Raw genomic sequence first — 19,784 nt, 5'->3', positions numbered from 1 at the left:
GCCTCGAACAAGCTTCAGCGCCGACTCCGCGGTGGGTCCGCGGCGACGACGCCGAAGTGTGCCGTATGAACTTGTCGGTCCTGCGCCGTCTCCCCGAGTCGGACGGACGCAAGTGTGAGCGGGTGAGTGCTTTCGGTAAGCGGTCTGCGTCTCAGCTCTCCGCGAGGATGTGGGAGAGCTCGGTGTCGAGATCGAAATGCCGGTGCTCCGTACCGGGCGGTACGGCCGCATCGGTCCTTTTGAGGAACGACTCGAGAGCCCGCGCGGGCGCCTCGAGCAGGGCTTCGCCCTCCGGGGAACTCAGGGCGATGCACACCACGCCCTGTCCGTGGCTCCGGGACGGCCATACGCGGACGTCTCCGGTGCCCGTGGGCCGGTGCAGGCCCTCGGCGAGGAGGTCGCGGGCGAAAACCCATTCGACGGTTTCCTCGGCTCCGGTGTGGAAGGTGGCATGCACGGCATAGGGATCGGCCGTGTCATACCGCAGGCCCGCGGGTACAGGCAGTGAGGACTCGCTCGACACAACGAGGCGCAGGTGCAGCTCGCAGCTGACCGTGGTGTTCATAAGCGCCAGGGCCTTTCGCTCAGTGTGCGCTCGGGGATTCGCACGTCGGCGAAATCGACATGCCACCTACGGTGCCGTTGTAAACCCCTCTGACGGTTTTGTGTGGCTTCAGGTACCTCTTCCGGCGGATTGCGAGATCGTCCTCGGCGGTAATTCCGGCGAACCCGCACCATCCGGTAAGTTTGGGTGCATGAATACGCAGAGTAACGGGGGGTCGGGAACGCTGGAGGAGGGCGCTCCGACCGAGCAGCCGCTCGGCTCCAGGGCGCCGCACTTCATCAAGCGCTCCCGGCCGCTCCACCTGAGCTGGCAGGTCGGAGTCTTCGTCGTCGGACTGGCGGTCGTCGTGGCCGGCGTGATCATGCTGCCGCTGCCGGGGCCGGGCTGGCTGGTGATCTTCGGCGGCATGGCGATCTGGGCGACGGAGTTCGTCTGGGCCCAGCTGGTGCTGCGCTGGACCAAGCGCAAGGTCACCGAAGCGGCCCAGAAGGCGCTCGACCCCAAGGTGCGTCGGCGCAACATCACGCTGACCACCGTCGGCCTGGTGATCATCGCGGCGCTGCTCGCGGTCTATGTGTGGAAGTTCGGCCTCGCGCTGCCGTGGAACGTCTCCGAGTGACCGGGAGTCCGAGTGGCCGGGAAATGGTCAGAAGTGCCTGCCGACGTGGGGTAATGTGGGCGGTGCGCCCGGGCGATTAGCTCAGTGGGAGAGCGCTTCGTTCACACCGAAGAGGTCACTGGTTCGAACCCAGTATCGCCCACCCCGGACGACGGCCCGGAGACTCCAAGTCTCCGGGCCGTCGCGCTTGTTGGACCGGCGTGCCGCCCCGGGGGCGCACACTGGGATCATGTCCGACTGGTCGCACCGTCTGCATCGCTACCGCTTCCGCACCGTCTGGCTGCTCCCCGCGCAGCCGGCCGTCGTCTACGCGGTGCTCGAACGCGCCGAGACCTACCCCTCCTGGTGGCCCCAGGTCCGCGAGGTGGCCCCGCTCGACGACCGCAGCGGGATCGTCCGGTTCCGGTCGCTGCTGCCCTACGACCTGACGGTGGTGGCGAGCGAGCGGGTACGGGACCCCGGCACAGGGACGCTGGAGATCGCGATGCGCGGTGACCTGTCCGGCTGGGCGCGCTGGACGGTGGTGCCCGGGGCGGGCGGCACCCGGGTCGTCTTCGAGCAGGACGTCGAGGTCTGCAAGCCGCTGCTGCGGCGGTTCGCGCTGCCGGGGCGGCCGGCGTTCCTCGCCAACCACGCGCTGATGATGCGGTCCGGGCGGCGCGGCCTGGCCGCCTGGCTGGCCCGTGGATGACCTGCGCCGGGCCTTCAGGAGGGCGGCCCCGGGGTGCCCGGGAGCAGGAATTTGATGCCGGGCCCGGGCGCGCTGTATTGTTCTGCTCGTTCGCAGGGGAAACCCAGCCGACACCCGGGCGATTAGCTCAGTGGGAGAGCGCTTCGTTCACACCGAAGAGGTCACTGGTTCGAACCCAGTATCGCCCACCGGGATCAGGAACCGGGCCGCCAAAAGGCGGTCCGGTTCTTTTCGTTGGCGCACGCGGTCCGGGAATTCCGGGCGGCCCTTCGCCGGCCGGGCCCGGAAGCCGCTGAGCACCCGTCAGGCCGCGGCGGGCAGAGCCGGGCGCACCGGCCAGTGCGGATCGACGGTCTCGGGGTTGCCGCTGCGGGCGAACCACGCCTCCAGTCCGCGGGCCTGCGCCGCGTGCCAGATGGCCTGGCGCGAGTGCAGCTCGGCCGGGTGCAGCCCCTCCAGGCGCTCGGCGAAGCGGTGGCCCAGGGCCCTAACGACCCGCAGTGCGGCGAGTGCGTCGGCGGCGGCCTCATGGGCGTCGGTCAGCTCGACCTCGTACTGCGCGCACAGGTCGGTGAGCGTCCGGCGGCCCTTGCGGTAGCGGTCCAGGTGCTTGTCGAGGACCCGGGGGTCCAGGACGCGCAGCGGATGGCCGCCCAGGTAGGCGTCGAGCGAGCTGGCGCGGTGCCGCCGCAACTCGCGCTCCACCAGGGTGAGGTCGAACGGGGCGTTCATCACGACCAGCGGGCGGCCGGCCACCGACTGGGCGGCCAGGGCGCGGGCGATCTCCTCCAGCACCGGCGCCGGCCAGCGTCCGTGCAGGGCGAGATGGTCGGCCGTCAGGCCGTGCACGGCCGTCGCGGCCTCGGGTATCGCGACGCCCGGGTTGATCAGCCAGCGGGTGACCCGGGGCGCGGAGCGCGGGGTCTCCTGGACCACCAGGGCGGCGGAGACGATGCGGTCCCGCTCGACGTCGATGCCCGTGGTCTCGGTGTCGAAGGCGGCAAGCGGACCGTCATACCAGCACGGCATCATCCCAACTCCTCGCGCTCGTACGGTGGATGACGTGCGCGTCATCCGACCTGGTGATACCCGAGCGGCCCGGTGGTCGAACCGTCTTTGTTTGTTGACCACTTGACGGGGAGACAACCAGAGGGACGGGCCGGTGCGGAGGAGCCCCCCTGCCCGTCGGTCACCTTCACCGATCGGCACAGCCCGGAAGGCTTGAGCGATGACGCTCGCGAAGCCCGAACCGGGCGGGCTGTCCCCCGCAAGCGCGAGGTACCCCCGGCCCGCCCTCACCCCGCAGCGCGGCGCGCTCGCGACCACCGCCTGTATGGAGACCCTCCAGGTGGGATATCTGCACGCGGTCGCAGCCGCCTCCGGGTGCTCGCTGGCCCAGCCCTTCCCGGACAACGGGATCGACTGGCACGTCAGCCACGGCGCACCCGGCCACACCGTCGACGACGAGGTCACCATCAAGGTGCAGCTCAAGTGCACCTACCAGACCGCACCCCGCCCGCCGGGGCCGACCTTCGCCTTCACCCTCGACAACGACCATCTGGTGAAGCTGGCCCGCACCCCCGTCGCGGTGCACAAGATCCTGGTCGTGATGCTGGTCCCGCGGACCCCGGAGGACTGGCTGCGGGCCTCGCACGACCGCCTCGAACTGCGGCACTGCTGCTACTGGATCAATCTGGCCGGCCACCCGGTGACCGGCCGGCGCAGGACCACCGTGCGGATACCGACCACGCGGATCTTCGACGACCGCGCGCTCTGCGAGATCATGACGCGGGTCGGGGCGGGAGGGAGACCCTGATGTACCGGCCGACCGATGATCACGACGCGCGGCTGCTGGACCCCGCGCGGCTCGACCCGGCGGTGCTCGGCGCGCTGCTGGCGCGGCACGGCTGGCGGCGCCGGGGCGGGGCCGCCGGCCACTACGCCCGGTGGACGCCGCCCGGCGGCGCGGCCGGCACCAGCCTGCTGGTCCCGCACGACCGCCGCTTCCCCGACAGCGGGGAGCTGCTCGCGGAGGCGCTGGCGGCGCTCGCGCAGAGCGCCGCGCCCTCGGCCCGCGAGGTGCTGATGGGGCTGGCGGTGCCCAGCGACGAGGTGCGCTGGGAGCGCGAGGTCCCCGACGGGGGTTCGGGGGCGGCGCACTGGGCGGCGCAGGAGCAACTGCGCGGGGCGGCCCGCTCGATGCTGGTCGCCGGGGCGCTGGGGACATACGGCCGGGCCGGCTACTACGGCGCCCGGCACCGGCGGCCGGCCGAGGCGTTCCTGGGCGAGGTGCTGGTCGGCCCGGCGGTGGCCGGGCGCCGGCTGACCGCGTTCGTCCCGGTCCGCGGGGGGCGCGGCGCGGTCGCCGGGTTGCAGCGGGCGCTGCACGCGGCCCGGGACGCCACCGACTACCAGCGCGCCACCGGCGGCACGGAGGCCTTCGACGCGGCGGTCGCGCTGGGGGTCTGCCATGAGCTGGTCCAGGCGCTGATCGCGCTGGTGCGGGACGCGGAAGGGGCGCGGATCTCGGTCGAGTGGTCCCCGGGCGCAGGACCGCCGGCCGGCTGCCCGGCCCGTCCCGAGGCGGTGGAGTTCTCGCCCGGTGATCTGCCCGCGCTCCAGCAGGCCGCCCAGCGGTATGTGCGGGCGGAGCCCTCGCTGCCAGTGCGGGTGACCGGCGCGGTGGTGCGGCTGCGCAGGGAGCGGCCCGGCGGTCCCGGCACCGTGCGGCTGCGGGTGCTCACCGGGGCGGACGTGCTGCAGGTGCGGGTGGCGCTGGGGGAGGAGGACTACCGCATCGCCGGGCACGCGCATCTGGTGGGGCTGCCGGTGCGGGTGACCGGGCGGTTGGAGAGCCGGGGCGGCTTCCGCCGGATCACCGGCGGCCGCGATGTCACGCCCGTACAGGTCGACGAGGCCGAGCGGGACCGGCTGCTGAAGTCCCTCCAGGAGAATCTCGACTTCTTCGAGGAGGCCTGCGGGGCGGAGGACTGAGCCCCCGCGCACGGGGGTGGTGAAACCGTTTCGCGGTCCGGTCCACCGGCTCGGTACGATTCTGCTGCGCAGCAATCGCTGACGCGCAGGAGACATGAGTCAGGAGAGACCGGTGTCAGACGTCCGTGTGACCGTCCAACGCGATTCCGAGCGGGAAGAACGCGTGGTGACCACGGGGACTACGGCCGCCGACCTCTTCCAGGGTGAGCGCAGTGTCGTCGCCGCGCGCGTGGCCGGCGAGCTGAAGGACCTGGCGTACGAGATCGCCGAGGGTGACGAGGTCGAGCCCGTCGAGATCACCTCCGAGGACGGTCTGAACATCCTGCGGCACTCCACCGCGCATGTGATGGCGCAGGCTGTGCAGGAGCTGTTCCCGGACGCGAAGCTCGGCATCGGCCCGCCGATCAAGGACGGCTTCTACTACGACTTCGACGTCGAGACCCCCTTCCACCCGGACGACCTCAAGCGCATCGAGAAGAAGATGCAGGAGATCCAGAAGCGCGGGCAGAAGTTCGCGCGCCGGGCGGTCGGCGACGACGCCGCGCGCGAGGAGCTGGCGGACGAGCCGTACAAGCTGGAGCTGATCGGACTCAAGGGCTCCGCCGCGGAGGCCGCCGAGGGCGCCTCCGCCGAGGTCGGCGCCGGCGAGCTGACCATCTACGACAACCTCGACGCCAAGACCGGCGAGCTGTGCTGGAAGGACCTCTGCCGCGGCCCGCACCTGCCCAGCACCCGCGCCATCCCGGCGTTCAAGCTGATGCGCTCGGCCGCCGCCTACTGGCGCGGCAGCGAGAAGAACAAGCAGCTCCAGCGGATCTACGGCACCGCCTGGCCGACCAAGGACGAGCTGAAGGCGCATCTGGAGTTCCTCGCCGAGGCCGAGAAGCGCGATCACCGCAAGCTGGGGTCGGAGCTGGACCTTTTCTCCGTTCCCGAGGACATCGGCTCGGGGCTGGCGGTCTTCCACCCCAAGGGCGGCATCATCCGCCGGGTCATGGAGGACTACTCCCGCCGGCGCCACGAGGAGTCGGGCTACGAGTTCGTCTACACCCCGCACGCCACCAAGGGGAAGCTGTTCGAGAAGTCGGGCCACCTGGACTGGTACGCCGACGGCATGTACCCGCCCATGCAACTCGACGAGGGCGTCGACTACTACCTCAAGCCCATGAACTGCCCGATGCACAACCTGATCTTCGATGCGCGCGGCCGCTCGTACCGTGAACTGCCGCTGCGCCTCTTCGAGTTCGGGACCGTGTACCGGTACGAGAAGTCCGGTGTGGTGCACGGCCTGACCCGTGCCCGCGGCTTCACCCAGGACGACGCGCACATCTACTGCACCCGGGAGCAGATGGCGGACGAGCTGGACGCCACCCTCACCTTCGTCCTGGATCTGCTGCGCGACTACGGTCTGACCGACTTCTACCTGGAGCTGTCCACCAAGGATCCGGAGAAGTTCGTCGGCTCGGACGAGACCTGGGAGGAGGCCACCGAGGTGCTGCGGAAGGTGGCCGAGAAGCAGGGCCTGCCGCTGGTCCCCGACCCGGGCGGCGCCGCGTTCTACGGGCCCAAGATCTCCGTGCAGACCAAGGACGCCATCGGCCGTACCTGGCAGATGTCCACCATCCAGCTGGACTTCAACCTGCCCGAGCGGTTCGACCTGGAGTACACCTCCGCCGACGGCTCCAAGCAGCGTCCGGTCATGATCCACCGTGCGCTGTTCGGCTCGATCGAGCGGTTCTTCGCGGTGCTGCTGGAGCACTACGCGGGCGCGTTCCCGGCCTGGCTGGCGCCGGTGCAGGCGACTTGCATCCCGATCGGTGACGCGCACGTCCCCTACCTCCAGGAGTTCGCCGCCCAGGCGAAGGCCAAGGGGCTGCGCATCGAGGTGGACGCCTCCTCGGACCGGATGCAGAAGAAGATCCGCAACGCGCAGAAGGCCAAGGTCCCGTTCATGGTCATCGCCGGTGACGAGGACATGGAGGCCGGCGCGGTCTCCTTCCGCTACCGCGACGGCTCGCAGAAGAACGGCATCCCGCGCGACGAGGCGATCGCCGAGATCCTCGACATCGTGGAGCGCCGCGTCCAGGTGTGACGCCCGGCTGACGAGTGGTGGGGCCCCGGAGAGCGATCCGCTCCCGGGGCCCCGTCATGTCTCGCCGTCCTGCCGGAAGCGGCGCAGCAGCCAGGACGAGAAGGAGCCCACCACCGCGCCGACCAGCGCCACCCCGACGAACATCAGCGCCACCGCGACCACCCGGCCGCGCGAGGTGACGGGAGTGGCGTCCCCGTACCCGGTCGTGGTCAGGGTCGAACAGGCCCACCACACCGAGTCGCCGAAGCTGTGGATGTTCGCGCCCGGGGCGGTGCGCTCGTCGTGGTAGACGGCGAGGCTGGCCGCGAAGCCCAGGAGCAGCGAGGTGACCCCCGTGTACACCATCACCCGCGCTTCGAGGACGAGCTGCGGATGGTTGCGGCGCCGCCGCATCCGCTCGTGCATGTCGATGATCCGCAGCGGCCGCAGCAGGGGCAGTACCGTCACGATCAGATCCAGCCAGCGGGTGCGCAGGAAGCGTCGCCGGTCGCTGCTGAACGCCAGCCGCGCCAGATACTCGGCGACGAAAATGCCCCAGCTGACGATGGTGACCAGCTCCCACCAGGTCTCCCAGCCGGGGGAGAGGCCGGGGACCAGCACCCGGACCGCGTAGGAGGTCAGGAAGAGCAGCGAGGCGACAAGGAGATACGGCTGGGCGGTCCGCTCCCAGTCCCACAGCCGCTGCTCCCTGTCCACCGCCACAGCATCGCGGAGCGGGGGCCGCCCGGTGCCCCAACGACACGGCGCCAATGGGCGACGCCATATGCTGGCCCGTATGACAAGCGAGCCGGAGCAGCAGATCGGAGTAGGGACGCAGGACGCCTTCCAGCGCCTGTGGACGCCCCACCGGATGGCCTACATCCAGGGGGAGAACAAGCCGACCGGCCCGGGGGCCGGCGACGGCTGTCCGTTCTGCACGATCCCCGAGAAATCGGACGAGGACGGCCTCGTGATCGCGCGCGGCGAGCATGTCTACGCGGTGCTGAACCTCTACCCGTACAACGGCGGGCACCTCATGGTCGTCCCGTTCCGGCATGTCGCCGACTACCCCGATCTGGACGGTCCGGAGACCGCTGAGCTCGCCGAATTCACCAAGCGGGCGATGACCGCGCTGCGCACCGCGTCCGGGGCGCACGGCTTCAACATCGGGATGAACCAGGGCACGGTCGCCGGCGCCGGCATCGCGGCCCACCTCCACCAGCACGTCGTCCCGCGCTGGGGCGGGGACACCAACTTCATGCCGGTGGTCGGCCACACCAAGGTGCTGCCCCAACTCCTCGCCGACACACGGGCGATGCTCGCCGCCGCCTGGCCCGCGTAGGGCGTCGCCGCCCGGTCCCCGGGCCCGCCGTCCGAGGCGACACGCACCAGAGCGAATCGGGCATATCACCCTCATTCTGGCGGATTCCCCCTCTAATGGGGTGGTGACTTCCCTAGACCGCCGTTCCGTGCTGCGCGCGGCCGCCTCGGCCGCGGCCGCCGGCGCGCTCGCGGGCTGCGACCCGCACCGGGACGCGGACCCCGGCGCCGGGCCGGTCCTCCGGGCGAGCCCTTCCGGGGCGGGCCACGCCGTGCCCGCCCCGGTCCACGCCGCCCGGCCGCCGACCCGGGTGCCCGGGCTGCCCGTGGAGATCGCCCACGGGCCGCGCGACGGCCACGCGGTCGCGCTGACCTTCCACGGCAGGGGCGACCCCAAGCTGGCGAAGGCGCTGCTGGCCGAGGCCGAGCGGGCCGGCGCCCGCGTCACCGTGCTCGCCATCGGCGACTGGCTCGACGAGCAGCCCGCGATGGCCCGCCGGGTGCTCGACGGCGGCCACGAGCTGGGCAACCACACCATGCACCACCGCAACATCTGCGCCCTGCCGGCCGATGAGGCGTACGCCGAGATCACCCGGTGCGCCGACCGGCTGCGCGCACTCACCGGGACCATCGGCAGCTGGTTCCGCCCCTCGCAGGCGCAGCGGGCCACGGACCTGGTGACCAGGCTGGCCCGCAAGGCCGGCTACCCGCACGTCCTGTCCTACGACGTGGACTCCCTCGACGCGAACGACCCCGGTGCCCCGGCCGTCCGGCGCACGGTCCTGGACTCGGTCGCACCGGGCTCGGTCGTGAGCCTCCACCTCGGGCACGCCGGCACGGTGGCCGCGCTGCCCCCGATCCTCGACGGCCTCCGCCGGCGCGGTCTGCGCGCGGTGACGACAACGGAGCTGGTGACGTGATGGCTGACCGGAACCGTACCCACGACCGCCGGACCCCGCGCGCACGGCGCCGAGCCGCCGCGCTGCTCGCCGTGGCCGCCGCGCTGCTGGCGTCCGGCTGCGACGGCGGCGGCAAGGCCGCGCCCTCCGCGCCCGAGCGTCGGCCGGTCGAGCGCGCACCGCTCAAGTCCGGCCGGAACGACCTGCCGGGGATGCCGCCGCTGATCGACGCGCACGACCTCTACGCGGCCGACCGGCCGGGCCGGCTGTCCCCGCAGGTCAAGGACTACCCCTCGCGGATCTACGTCCCCAACACCGGCTCCGACACGGTCAGCGTCATCGACCCGAAGACCTACAAGGTCATCGAGACCATCCCGGTGGGCATCCAGCCGCAGCACGTGGTGCCCTCCTGGGACCTCAAGACGCTCTGGGTCAACAACAACCGGGGGCACGACCTCACCCCGATCGACCCCGCCACCGGCAAGGCCGGCGAGCCCGTCAGGGTCCACGACCCGTACAACCTCTACTTCACGCCCAACGGCAAGTACGCGATCGTGATGGCCTCGATGGACCGTCAGCTGGTCTTCCGGGACCCGCACTCCATGAAGATCCGCAAGACGCTCCCGGTGCCCTGCGCCGGCGTCAACCACGCCGACTTCGCCCCGAACGGGCGGTACTTCATCGTCTCCTGCGAGTTCTCCGGCGAACTGCTGAAGGTCGACACCGAGAAGATGAAGGTGATCGGCCAGCAGAAGCTGCCGTTCGAGGGAGCGATGCCCCAGGACGTCAAGATCTCGCCGGACGGCAGGACCTGGTACATCGCCGACATGATGGCCGACGGCATCTGGGTCATGAACGGCGACACGTTCGACCGGCCGAAGCTGATGCCGACCGGCAAAGGCGCGCACGGCCTCTACGTCAGCCGCGACTCCCGGTACATGTACGTCTCCAACCGGGGCGAGGGCTCCATCTCCCTGCTGGACTTCAAGAGCGGCAAGCTCGTCGACAAGTGGCACATCCGCGGCGGCGGCAGCCCCGACATGGGCGGGCTGTCCACGGACGGCAAGGTGCTGTGGCTGTCCGGCCGCTACAACTCCGAGGTCTACGCGCTGGACACCCGTACCGGCAAGACCCTCGCCAAGATCCCCGTCGGCCAGGGCCCGCACGGCCTGGCGGTCTACCCGCAGCCGGGACGGTACTCCCTGGGGCACACCGGCATCTTCCGCTAGCGGCGCCCGGCCGGACCCGCCCCCGGGTCCGGCCGCGTCCGGTCAGGCGTTGTACTCGTCCGCCTTCTGCGGTTCCACGCCCTGGATCATGCCGCTGAGCACCAGGGAGCGGTTGGTGAAGCGCTCGGTGTCCACGCCGTTCTCCTTCAGCACGCTCATCGCGGCCGCATGGACCGTACGCAGCACCGGAGTCGCCGCGCGCAGCGCGTCATCGGCCATGAAGCGGTGCCGCCAGGGCTTGTCGGCCCAGACATGGCGCAGGCCGAACGGCTCGGGCAGGGCCAGCTTGCCGCCGAGGAAGTCCAGGACCGGCGGGAACCACGTCAGCGGCGCCCGGGCGGCGAGCCGGACCACCTCCAGCGGTTCGATGAGCGGGAGGTGGTGGGTCTTGGTCTCCCAGAACTTGACGACCTTGGCGACGTCCTTGGTCTTGGGCTCCGGCTTCGTCGTGAACAGGCCGTTGACCGGGCCGAGGGCATGGCCGGTCACCTCGATGCGCAGGGTCTCGTGCAGCACGGTGACGGTGATCATCAGCGTGATCACCAGCTGGCCGTCCCACAGGACGAACTGGACGCCGAGGTAGTGGCGGTTGCCGCTGCCGAACTGCTGCTCGTTGCAGATCCGCTCTATCTCGTGGCCGCGGATCTGGTACGCCTCCACATGGCTGCCCTCGGGGCGGGTGACGGCGCCGGCCTTCTCGCCGACCGGGGAGACGATCCAGTGGCGCACGGACGGCGTGGGGAAGCCGCCGGTGTGCAGCGGACTGCGCTCCAGCAGCCGCAGCTTGTCGTGGATCGCCCGGATGACGTCCCAGCTGCGGAACGGGTGGATCTCGGCGGTCCCCGGGGCCGGCGTCAGCTCCTCGGCGAGCTGCCAGCTGCCCCAGCGGGTGCCCATGCCGAGTATCCCCTTGGGGCCGGCGTAGAAGACGACGTTGCTGGTCTGCTCGGCGGAGATTTTGGCGAGATTCTGGCGGAGCGTCTCCGCGGCGATCTGGTTGGGGTCCTGCGGCACCGCCTCGGGGATCTTCGCGGCCACGCCGCCGCCCTCCAGCAGCCCCTTCCAGGCCTCCCGCATGGCCACCGCGGTCTTCTCGCAGATCTGCTTGGCCCACCACCAGCCGATCATCGGGGCGATGACCGCGGCGCGGGCGTACATCGGCCAGAAGCCGTTGAGCGGCAGCTTGACCATGAAGAACAGGCCGAGGCCGGCCAGCACCGTCAGCAGCACCCCGCCGATCAGGGACAGGCCCGCGCCCGCCCCGTCCTTGGAGAGCATCTTGCGCAGCTGGAAGACGCCCAGCCACACCAGCACACCGGGCAGGAACAGCACCCCGAACAGCACCATCAGCAGCGTCAGTTTGATGTCGCGCTGCTTGCGGATGCGGGTGGCGGACAGGCAGTGCTCGACGATGGTCTGCGGCTCGGTCCCGAAGGACTGGATGAGCGCCGCGCGCCCGCCGCCCAGCATCCGCACCTGTACCGCACGCGAGAACGCCTCGCCGAGGTTGGGCTCGAACAGCGACAGCTTCGGTTTCTTGATCTCGGACTTGCCGGAATCGGAGTTGGCATCGGTGATCTTGGAGAGCTTGCAGTCCCGGTAGGCGGCCGAGGCCAACGCCTGGGTCGCCGCCGTCTGCCCGGCGCTCCCCGAGAGCGGGACCTGCGCTCCCGGACTGAAGTCGAAGCCGTCTGCCACTACCGCCCCCCACACCGCCCGCATCCGATGATGCGGCTCTTCCCGACTTCCGCCGCCGGCACACCTGCTGACGGCCTGTCGTCGGATCCGTGATCTCTTCCCGCGCCGTCGGACGGTGCGTACAACGGCAGGCACTCAGCGTACAGCCGCCGCCCGGTCCAAGGGAGTTGAGCCGGACGGCGGCTGCGGTGCGAGCCGGGCGGCCGCCTACTATCCGCCGTTCTCCGTCTGCTGGCGCCACTTGTCGGCGAGCTGCGGCGGCATCGGCTCGTGCCGCAGGTGGGTGCGGGAGAACCGCCCCGTGCCGTGCGAGAGGGACCGCAGATCGATGGCGTACCGGTCGATCTCGATCTCGGGCACCTCGGCCCGCACCACCGTGCGGCCCGCGCCCGACTGTTCGGTGCCCACGACCCGTCCGCGGCGCCCCGACAGATCGCTCATCACCTGGCCGACGAAGTCGTCCGGAACCATCACGCTCACCTCGGACACCGGTTCGAGCAGGTCGATCCGGACCTCGCCGGCCGCCTCGCGCAGCGCCAGCGCACCCGCCATCTGGAAGGCGGCGTCCGAGGAGTCGACCGAGTGCGCCTTGCCGTCGAGCAGGGTGACGCGGATGTCGACGAGCGGATGCCCGGCGGCGACCCCGCGCTCGGCCTGGGCGCGTACGCCCTTCTCCACGGACGGGATGAACTGCCGGGGCACCGCACCGCCCACGACCTTGTCCACGAACTCGATGCCGGAGCCGCCCGGCAGCGGCTCGACCTCGATCTCGCAGATCGCGAACTGGCCGTGCCCGCCGGACTGCTTCACATGGCGCCCGCGGCCCGCGGCGGAGCCGGCGAAGGTCTCCCGCAGCGACACCTTGTGGGCGACGGTGTCCACCTGCACGCCGTAACGGGTCCGCAGCCGCTCCAGCGCCACGTCGACATGCGCCTCGCCCAGGCACCACAGGACCACCTGATGGGTGTCCTGCTGGTGTTCCAAACGCATCGTCGGATCCTCCGCGACCAGCCGGGCCAGGCCCTGGGAGAGCTTGTCCTCGTCGGCCTTGCTGTGGGCCTCGATGGCGACCGGCAGCAGCGGGTCGGGCATCGTCCAGGGCTCCATCAGCAGCGGGTCGTCCTTGTCGGACAGGGTGTCGCCGGTCTCCGCGCGCGACAGCTTCGCCACACAGGCCAGATCGCCGGCGATGGCCTGGGGCAGCGGGCGCTGCTGCTTGCCGAACGGCGCGGACAGCGCGCCGACCCGCTCGTCGACGTCGTGGTCCTCGTGTCCCCGGTCCTGGAGCCCGTGGCCGGAGACGTGCACCGTCTCGTCCGGGCGCAGGGTGCCGGAGAAGACCCGTACGAGGGAGATCCGGCCGACGTACGGGTCGGAGGAGGTCTTGACCACCTCGGCCGCGAGCGGGCCGCCGGGATCGCACCGCAGCGCGTCCCGCCGGGCGCCGTCCGGGCTGGTCACGACCGGTGCCTCGCGCTCGGCCGGGGTCGGGAAGCCGCCGGTGATCAGCTCCAGCAGCTCCACGGTGCCCAGCCCCTGCCGGGCGCCCTCCGCGGCCGGGGCTGCGGCCAGCACGGGGTGGAAGGTGCCGCGGGCGACCGCGGTCTCCAGATCCCCGGTGAGGGTCTTGAGGTCGATCTCCTCGCCGCCGAGATAGCGGTCCATGAGGGTCTCGTCCTCGCTCTCGGCGATGATGCCCTCGATCAGCCGGGCGCGGGCCTCCTCGATCTGCGGCAGCTCCTCCGCGGTCGGCGCGCGCTCGGTGCGCTCTCCGGAGGAGTAGTCGTAGACCTTCTGGGAGAGCAGTCCGATCAGGCCGTGCACGGGGGAGTGGCCGTCGGCGCCGGGCGCCCCGTACAGCGGGAGGTAGAGGGGGAGCACCGCGTCCGGGTCGTCGCCGCCGAACGCGGTGCGGCAGTGCTCGGTCATCGCACCGAAGTCGGCGCGGGACGCCTCCAGGTGCGTGATCACCAGCGCCCGCGGCATGCCGACGGCCGCGCACTCGTCCCAGACCATGCGGGTCGCCCCGGCCACCCCGTCGGCCGCCGAGACCACGAAAAGGGCCGCGTCCGCTGCCCGCAGACCGGCCCTGAGTTCCCCGACGAAATCGGCGTATCCGGGGGTGTCCAAGATATTGATCTTGATTCCGCCCCAGTCCACCGGGACCAGGGAGAGCTGTACGGAGCGCTGCTGGCGGTGCTCGATCTCGTCGTAGTCGGAAAGGCAGCCGCCGTCCTCGACCCGGCCCGCGCGATTGACCGCGCCGGACGCCAGCGCGAGGGCCTCGACCAGGGTGGTCTTTCCCGCACCGGAGTGGCCGACCAGCACCACATTCCGCAGATCCGTGGGCTGGCCGGCCGTTGATGCCCTGCGGGCGGCTCCCGGGTGTGTACTCGACTTCTCGCTCATGTGTCTCGCCTCCAGGTCGACACTTTGCGGTGATTCGAGCTTTCCACCGTGGTCATCCCGCGTCCATACATGGCGCAGCGGACCAGCGCTCCCAAGGGGTCGCCGGCCCGCCCGGCGGGGGCCCGGGGGCGTGCCCGGCAGCGCGCGCCGCCGTCCCCGAGCCGTGGGATGCACCCCGCGCCGCGATGCGTTCGCAGAGCCCCGTGGCCGCCTGGCTACGATGGGCCAGCCGGTGGCCCCTTGACCTCACGGCCCGAATCGACCTCCGGGAAGGCCATGCTGAACAAGTACGCGCGTGCGTTCTTCACGCGTGTTCTCACGCCGTTCGCCGCCCTGCTCATCCGTATCGGCGTCAGCCCGGACGCGGTCACCCTCGTCGGGACCGGAGGCGTGGTGGCCGGCGCCCTGGTCTTCTATCCGCGGGGCGAGTTCTTCTGGGGCACGGTCGTCATCACCCTGTTCGTCTTCTCCGACCTGGTCGACGGCAACATGGCACGGCAGCTGGGCCGCTCCAGCCGCTGGGGGGCCTTTCTCGACTCCACCCTCGACCGGGTCGCCGACTCCGCGATCTTCGGCGGGCTCGCCCTCTGGTACGCGGGCCGCGGCGACAGCCTGCTGCTCTGCGCGATGGCGATCTTCTGCCTCGCCAGCGGCCAGGTCGTCTCGTACACCAAGGCGCGCGGCGAGGCCATCGGACTGCCGGTGGCCGTCAACGGCCTGGTCGAACGGGCCGAGCGGCTGGTCATCACGCTGGTCGCCTGCGGCCTGTCGGGCCTGCACGCCTTCGGGGTGCCCGGGGTCCAGATCCTGCTGCCGATCGCGCTGTGGCTCGTCGGCATCGGCAGCGCCGTCACCCTGGGCCAGCGCGTGGTGACGGTACGCCGGGAGTCGGCCGAGGCCGACGCCGCACTCGCACAAGGGGGAAACGGCGCATGAGCGCACGCAGGACCGGTCTGCCGCGGATCGACACCGGCAGGCTCACCGACGCGCTCTACGGCCTGGGCTGGAGCACGGTCAAGAAGCTCCCGGAAGGCGCGGCCGTACGCCTCGGCCGGCGGATTGCCGACACCGTCTGGAAGCGCCGGGGCATGGGCGTCCTGCGCCTGGAGGCGAACCTCGCCCGGGTGGTCCCGGACGCCTCGCCGCAGCGCCTCGCGGAGCTCTCCCGGGCCGGGATGCGCTCGTACACGCGCTACTGGATGGAGTCCTTCCGGCTGCCGGCCTGGAGCAAGGACCGGATAAGGGCCGGCTTCCGGGCCGAGGACATCCACCTCCTGGAGGAGGGGCTCAAGAGCGGCCGCGGCGTCATCATCGCCCTGCCGCACATGGGCAACTACGACCTCGCGGGCGTCTGGGTCACCACCGCGCTCAACACCCCCTTCACCACCGTCGCCGAACGCCTCAAGCCCGAGAGCCTCTACGACCGCTTCGTGGCCTACCGCGAGGGCCTGGGCATGGAGGTGCTCCCGCACACCGGCGGGGCCGCGTTCGGCACGCTCGCCCGCCGGCTGCGGAACGGCGGCCTGGTCTGCCTGGTCGCCGACCGCGACCTCTCCAGCTCCGGGCTGGAGGTCACGTTCTTCGGCGAGGCGACGAAGATGCCGGCCGGCCCCGCGATGCTCGCCGTCCAGACCGGCGCCATGCTGCTGCCGGTCACCCTCTGGTACGACGACACCCCCGTCATGCGCGGCCGGGTCCACCCGGAGATCGACGTCCCCGAGACCGGCACCCGTACCGAGAAGGCCGCCCGGATGACCCAGACGCTCGCCGACGCCTTCGCCTCCGGCATCGCCGACCACCCCGAGGACTGGCACATGCTGCAGCGGCTCTGGCTCGCCGACCTGGAGCCGCGCGAGCGGCCCGGCACACCGGACGGGGCCACCGCCCCCGGAGGGGAGCGGGCGTGAAGATCGGCATCGTCTGCCCCTACGCCTGGGACGTCCCCGGCGGCGTGCAGTTCCACATCCGCGACCTGGCCGAGCACCTCATCCGGCTCGGCCACGAGGTCTCCGTCCTCGCCCCGGCGGACGACGACACCCCGCTGCCGCCGTACGTCGTCTCGGCCGGCCGCGCCGTGCCGGTCCCGTACAACGGCTCGGTCGCCCGCCTCAACTTCGGGCTGCTCTCCGCGGCCCGGGTGCGCCGCTGGCTCCAGCACGGCGCCTTCGACGTCATCCACATCCACGAGCCGGCCTCGCCCTCGCTGGGCCTGCTCACCTGCTGGGCGGCCCAGGGCCCGATCGTGGCGACCTTCCACACCTCCAACCCGCGCTCGCGGGCGATGATCGCGGCCTACCCGATCCTGCAGCCCGCGCTGGAGAAGATCCGGGCACGCATCGCGGTGAGCGAATACGCCCGCCGCACCCTCGTCGAACACCTCGGCGGCGACGCGGTCGTCATCCCCAACGGCGTGGACGTCGGCTTCTTCGCCTCGGCCGAACCCAAGGCGGAGTGGCAGGGCCGCACGATCGGCTTCATCGGCCGGATCGACGAACCGCGCAAGGGCCTGCCGGTCCTGATGAAGGCGCTGCCCGCGATCCTCGCCGAGGTGCCCGACGCCCGGCTGCTGGTCGCCGGCCGCGGCGACGAGGAGGAGGCCGTCGCGGCGCTGCCCGCCGAGATGCGCTCCCGCGTCGAATTCCTCGGCATGGTCAGCGACGAGGACAAGGCCCGGCTGCTGCGCAGCGTCGACCTCTACGTCGCGCCCAACACGGGCGGGGAATCCTTCGGCATCATCCTCGTCGAGGCGATGTCGGCCGGCGCGCCCGTGCTGGCCAGCGACCTCGACGCGTTCGCCCAGGTCCTCGACCAGGGCGAGGCCGGCGAACTGTTCACCAACGAGGACGCCGCCGCCTTGGCCGCAGCCGCGGTCCGCCTCCTCGGTGACCCCGCCCGCCTCGCCGAACTACGCGAACGCGGTAGCCGCCACGTCCGCCGCTTCGACTGGTCGACGGTAGGCGCCGACATCCTCGCCGTCTACGAAACGGTCACGACGGGGGCCACGTCCGTGGCCACCGACGAACGCGTGGGGCTCCGCGCCCGGCGTCGCCAAGGTTGAGGCTTCCCACGTTTTTGGCTTTCCCGCCGTGGGGGTTGCTCGCCGTGTGTCGCCCGCTTCGCGGGTGCGCCCGTCGTTGTCTTTCCGCTGCGCGGGGCTGTTTCCGCGTTGTTTTCTGCGGCGTCGTAGTGGCTTCTCGCCGTTGCGCCTGCGGCGGGCGGTGGGTGTTGGGTGCGGTGACGGTCCTCCGGGGGTGGGTGTTCGGACTGCTTCGCTTTACGTCCGAACACCCACCCCCTCCGGCCCGTCCCCTCCCGTGGGGGATGACTGACGGTGGGTGGGGGCGGGCGTCGTGTCCGGCCAGGGCCTCGGTCCGTCGTCGGCTGTTTCGGTGCGACCACGAGGCGCGCTAGACCACCCACGTGCACCCCCACCGGCCTTTCCTCCTCCCACAAACGGGAGGGGGCGGGCCGGAGGGGCCTGGTGTGTGGACGTAAAGCGAAGCAGTCCACACACCAGGCCCCGGAGGACCGCCACCGCACCCGACAGCCCCGCGCAGCGGACCCCGCCCGCCGCAGGCGCAACGACGAGCGCACCGCGAAGCGGGCGACAAACGGCGGGAACCCCGCACGGCGGGAAAGACAAAAACGCGGGAAGAAAGCCAAGCGCAGCGGCCGGGTAACGTGCCCCCGTGACCACGTTCATCTGGATCGTCGCCGCGATCATCCTCATCGGCATCTACCTGAGCTGGACGGCCGGGCGGCTGGACCGTCTGCATGCCCGGATCGACGCGGCCCGGGCGGCGCTCGACGCCCAGTTGCTGCGGCGGGCGTCCGTCGCGCAGGAGCTGGGTACCGCGGGGGTTCTCGATCCCGCGGCCTCGATCGTCCTCTACCAGGCCGCGCACGACGCCCGGCAGGCCGAGGAGGACCACCGCGAGGTCGCCGAGAGCGAGCTGAGCCAGGCGCTGCGGGCGATCTTCGAGGAGGAGGCGCAGCTGGAGGCCGTGCGGGAGGCGCCCGGTGGCGAGCAGACGATCGGCGAACTGACCGCCGCGGTGCGCCGGGTGCCGATGGCCCGGCGCTTCCACAACGACGCCGTCCGGGCCGCCCGCGCCGTCCGCCGGCACCGGCTGGTGCGCTACCTCCGCCTCGCCGGGCACGCGCCCTTCCCGCTGGCCTTCGAGATGGACGACGAGCCGCCGGCCGTTCTGGACGACCGGTCGGCCGGGAACCGTTCCGGGGACGGCGCCGCGGGCCGCGACGCCGGGCGGTGACGAGCCACTGACCTCTAATTGGCCCTTTCCCCGGGCCACTGACCAACGGTTGTGTGGGCGCATCAGTACAGGCACCCGCACTGAGTGAGGTCACACGTGTCCAGCACGCCCACCACGCCCCAGAACCCCGAGACCGGAACCGCGCGCGTCAAGCGCGGTATGGCCGAGCAGCTCAAGGGCGGCGTGATCATGGACGTCGTCACGCCGGAAGAGGCGAAGATCGCCGAGGACGCGGGCGCCGTCGCCGTCATGGCCCTGGAGCGGGTCCCCGCCGACATCCGCAAGGACGGCGGCGTGGCCCGGATGTCGGACCCCGACATGATCGACGGCATCATCAACGCCGTCTCCATCCCGGTCATGGCCAAGTCCCGGATCGGCCACTTCGTCGAGGCGCAGGTCCTGCAGTCGCTCGGTGTCGACTACATCGACGAGTCCGAGGTCCTCACCCCGGCCGACGAGGTCAACCACTCCGACAAGTGGGCCTTCACCACCCCGTTCGTGTGCGGTGCCACCAACCTGGGCGAGGCGCTGCGCCGGATCGCCGAGGGCGCCGCCATGATCCGTTCCAAGGGTGAGGCCGGCACCGGCAACGTCGTCGAGGCCGTCCGCCACCTGCGCCAGATCAAGGGCGAGATCGCCAAGCTGCGCGGCTGCGACCACAACGAGCTGTTCGCCGCCGCCAAGGAGCTGCGCGCCCCGTACGAGCTGGTCAAGGAGGTCGCCGAGCTGGGCAAGCTGCCGGTCGTGCTGTTCTCCGCCGGCGGTGTGGCCACCCCGGCCGACGCCGCGCTGATGCGCCAGCTCGGCGCCGAGGGCGTGTTCGTCGGCTCCGGCATCTTCAAGTCCGGCGACCCGGCCAAGCGCGCCGCCGCGATCGTGAAGGCCACCACCTTCTACGACGACCCCGCCGTCATCGCGGACGCCTCCCGCAACCTGGGCGAGGCCATGGTCGGCATCAACTGCGACACCCTCCCCGAGGCCGAGCGCTACGCCAACCGCGGCTGGTAGGACGGCA

18 protein-coding genes and 2 tRNA genes are annotated in these 19,784 nt (G+C 71.4%); 15 read left to right on the top strand and 5 right to left on the bottom strand.

Annotated elements, in window-relative coordinates; translation table 11 throughout:
- Nucleotides 1-151: 151 nt before the first annotated feature.
- Nucleotides 152-565 (bottom strand): SsgA family sporulation/cell division regulator, encoded by a 414-nt coding sequence (locus IEY78_RS28100; protein WP_003959770.1) that lies wholly within the window; start codon nt 563-565, stop codon nt 152-154.
- 190 nt (nt 566-755) lie between these two features.
- On the opposite strand from IEY78_RS28100, the gene IEY78_RS28095 reads away from it, so the two are divergent.
- The 4 genes from IEY78_RS28095 (at nt 756) to IEY78_RS28080 (ending at nt 2,063) form a co-directional block, all read left to right on the top strand.
- On the top strand, nt 756-1,184 hold the full coding sequence (locus tag IEY78_RS28095; protein WP_189102939.1) for a TIGR02611 family protein: 429 nt from the start codon (nt 756-758) through the stop codon (nt 1,182-1,184).
- Between the two features lie 70 nt (nt 1,185-1,254).
- Nucleotides 1,255-1,326 (top strand) — tRNA-Val (locus tag IEY78_RS28090).
- A gap of 87 nt (nt 1,327-1,413) precedes the next feature.
- Nucleotides 1,414-1,875 carry an SRPBCC family protein gene (locus IEY78_RS28085; protein WP_189102937.1) on the top strand — a complete coding sequence of 154 codons (462 nt, stop codon included), beginning with the start codon at nt 1,414-1,416 and terminating at the stop codon, nt 1,873-1,875.
- Nucleotides 1,876-1,991: 116 nt separating this feature from the next.
- Nucleotides 1,992-2,063 (top strand) — tRNA-Val (locus IEY78_RS28080).
- A gap of 115 nt (nt 2,064-2,178) precedes the next feature.
- Here IEY78_RS28080 and IEY78_RS28075 read toward each other — a convergent pair.
- The gene (locus IEY78_RS28075; RefSeq protein ID WP_189102965.1) at nt 2,179-2,904 is read right to left on the bottom strand and encodes an exonuclease domain-containing protein; all 726 of its coding nucleotides are present in this window, start codon (nt 2,902-2,904) and stop codon (nt 2,179-2,181) included.
- Nucleotides 2,905-3,103: 199 nt separating this feature from the next.
- On the opposite strand from IEY78_RS28075, the gene IEY78_RS28070 reads away from it, so the two are divergent.
- The 3 genes from IEY78_RS28070 (at nt 3,104) to thrS (ending at nt 6,961) form a co-directional block, all read left to right on the top strand.
- Nucleotides 3,104-3,691, top strand: coding sequence for a DUF4365 domain-containing protein (locus IEY78_RS28070; protein ID WP_189102935.1), 588 nt, complete (start codon nt 3,104-3,106; stop codon nt 3,689-3,691).
- Nucleotides 3,691-4,869: a hypothetical protein gene (locus tag IEY78_RS28065; protein WP_189102933.1), complete on the top strand. Its 1,179-nt coding sequence runs from the start codon at nt 3,691-3,693 to the stop codon at nt 4,867-4,869. The genes IEY78_RS28070 and IEY78_RS28065 overlap by 1 nt, the downstream gene beginning before the upstream one ends.
- Nucleotides 4,870-4,981: 112 nt before the next feature.
- On the top strand, nt 4,982-6,961 hold the full coding sequence (thrS, locus tag IEY78_RS28060; protein WP_189102931.1) for a threonine--tRNA ligase: 1,980 nt from the start codon (nt 4,982-4,984) through the stop codon (nt 6,959-6,961).
- Between the two features lie 54 nt (nt 6,962-7,015).
- Here thrS and IEY78_RS28055 read toward each other — a convergent pair whose 3' ends face one another.
- Nucleotides 7,016-7,663, bottom strand: coding sequence for a potassium channel family protein (locus IEY78_RS28055; RefSeq protein WP_189102929.1), 648 nt, complete (start codon nt 7,661-7,663; stop codon nt 7,016-7,018).
- A gap of 61 nt (nt 7,664-7,724) precedes the next feature.
- Here IEY78_RS28055 and IEY78_RS28050 point away from each other — a divergent pair, with 61 nt between their 5' ends.
- From IEY78_RS28050 to IEY78_RS28040, 3 genes are all read left to right on the top strand, one after another.
- Nucleotides 7,725-8,282: an HIT family protein gene (locus IEY78_RS28050; RefSeq protein ID WP_189102927.1), complete on the top strand. Its 558-nt coding sequence runs from the start codon at nt 7,725-7,727 to the stop codon at nt 8,280-8,282.
- Between the two features lie 103 nt (nt 8,283-8,385).
- Nucleotides 8,386-9,180 carry a polysaccharide deacetylase family protein gene (locus tag IEY78_RS28045; protein ID WP_229700214.1) on the top strand — a complete coding sequence of 265 codons (795 nt, stop codon included), beginning with the start codon at nt 8,386-8,388 and terminating at the stop codon, nt 9,178-9,180.
- Nucleotides 9,180-10,388, top strand: a complete 1,209-nt coding sequence (locus IEY78_RS28040; protein ID WP_189102925.1) for a YncE family protein — start codon at nt 9,180-9,182, stop codon at nt 10,386-10,388. Before IEY78_RS28045 ends, IEY78_RS28040 begins: the two co-directional genes overlap by 1 nt.
- Before the next feature lie 42 nt (nt 10,389-10,430).
- Here the strand turns inward: IEY78_RS28040 and IEY78_RS28035 are convergent, their stop codons facing one another.
- Nucleotides 10,431-12,110, bottom strand: a complete 1,680-nt coding sequence (locus IEY78_RS28035; protein WP_189102923.1) for an AbeC-like domain-containing protein — start codon at nt 12,108-12,110, stop codon at nt 10,431-10,433.
- A gap of 186 nt (nt 12,111-12,296) precedes the next feature.
- On the bottom strand, nt 12,297-14,495 hold the full coding sequence (locus tag IEY78_RS28030) for an elongation factor G-like protein EF-G2 (protein ID WP_189102921.1): 2,199 nt from the start codon (nt 14,493-14,495) through the stop codon (nt 12,297-12,299).
- A 276-nt stretch (nt 14,496-14,771) separates the two neighbouring features.
- Between IEY78_RS28030 and pgsA the strand changes: the two genes are divergently transcribed.
- From pgsA to pdxS, 5 genes are all read left to right on the top strand, one after another.
- A complete protein-coding gene (pgsA, locus tag IEY78_RS28025; RefSeq protein WP_189102919.1) occupies nt 14,772-15,431 on the top strand; it encodes a phosphatidylinositol phosphate synthase in 660 nt (219 codons plus the stop codon).
- The gene (locus IEY78_RS28020) at nt 15,428-16,402 is read left to right on the top strand and encodes a phosphatidylinositol mannoside acyltransferase (protein ID WP_189102917.1); all 975 of its coding nucleotides are present in this window, start codon (nt 15,428-15,430) and stop codon (nt 16,400-16,402) included. Before pgsA ends, IEY78_RS28020 begins: the two co-directional genes overlap by 4 nt.
- On the top strand, nt 16,399-17,553 hold the full coding sequence (locus IEY78_RS28015) for a glycosyltransferase family 4 protein (RefSeq protein WP_189102915.1): 1,155 nt from the start codon (nt 16,399-16,401) through the stop codon (nt 17,551-17,553). Before IEY78_RS28020 ends, IEY78_RS28015 begins: the two co-directional genes overlap by 4 nt.
- Before the next feature lie 631 nt (nt 17,554-18,184).
- A complete protein-coding gene (locus tag IEY78_RS28010) occupies nt 18,185-18,769 on the top strand; it encodes a LemA family protein (RefSeq protein ID WP_189102913.1) in 585 nt (194 codons plus the stop codon).
- Between the two features lie 96 nt (nt 18,770-18,865).
- Nucleotides 18,866-19,777, top strand: a complete 912-nt coding sequence (gene pdxS, locus IEY78_RS28005) for a pyridoxal 5'-phosphate synthase lyase subunit PdxS (protein WP_088796762.1) — start codon at nt 18,866-18,868, stop codon at nt 19,775-19,777.
- Nucleotides 19,778-19,784: the final 7 nt, after the last annotated feature.

Source organism: Streptomyces kronopolitis (assembly GCF_014646275.1).
Classification (GTDB): Bacteria; Actinomycetota; Actinomycetes; order Streptomycetales; family Streptomycetaceae; genus Streptomyces; species Streptomyces kronopolitis.
The sequence above is the reverse complement of the archived record's forward strand: the minus strand, read 5'-3'. Positions and strand labels throughout refer to the sequence as shown.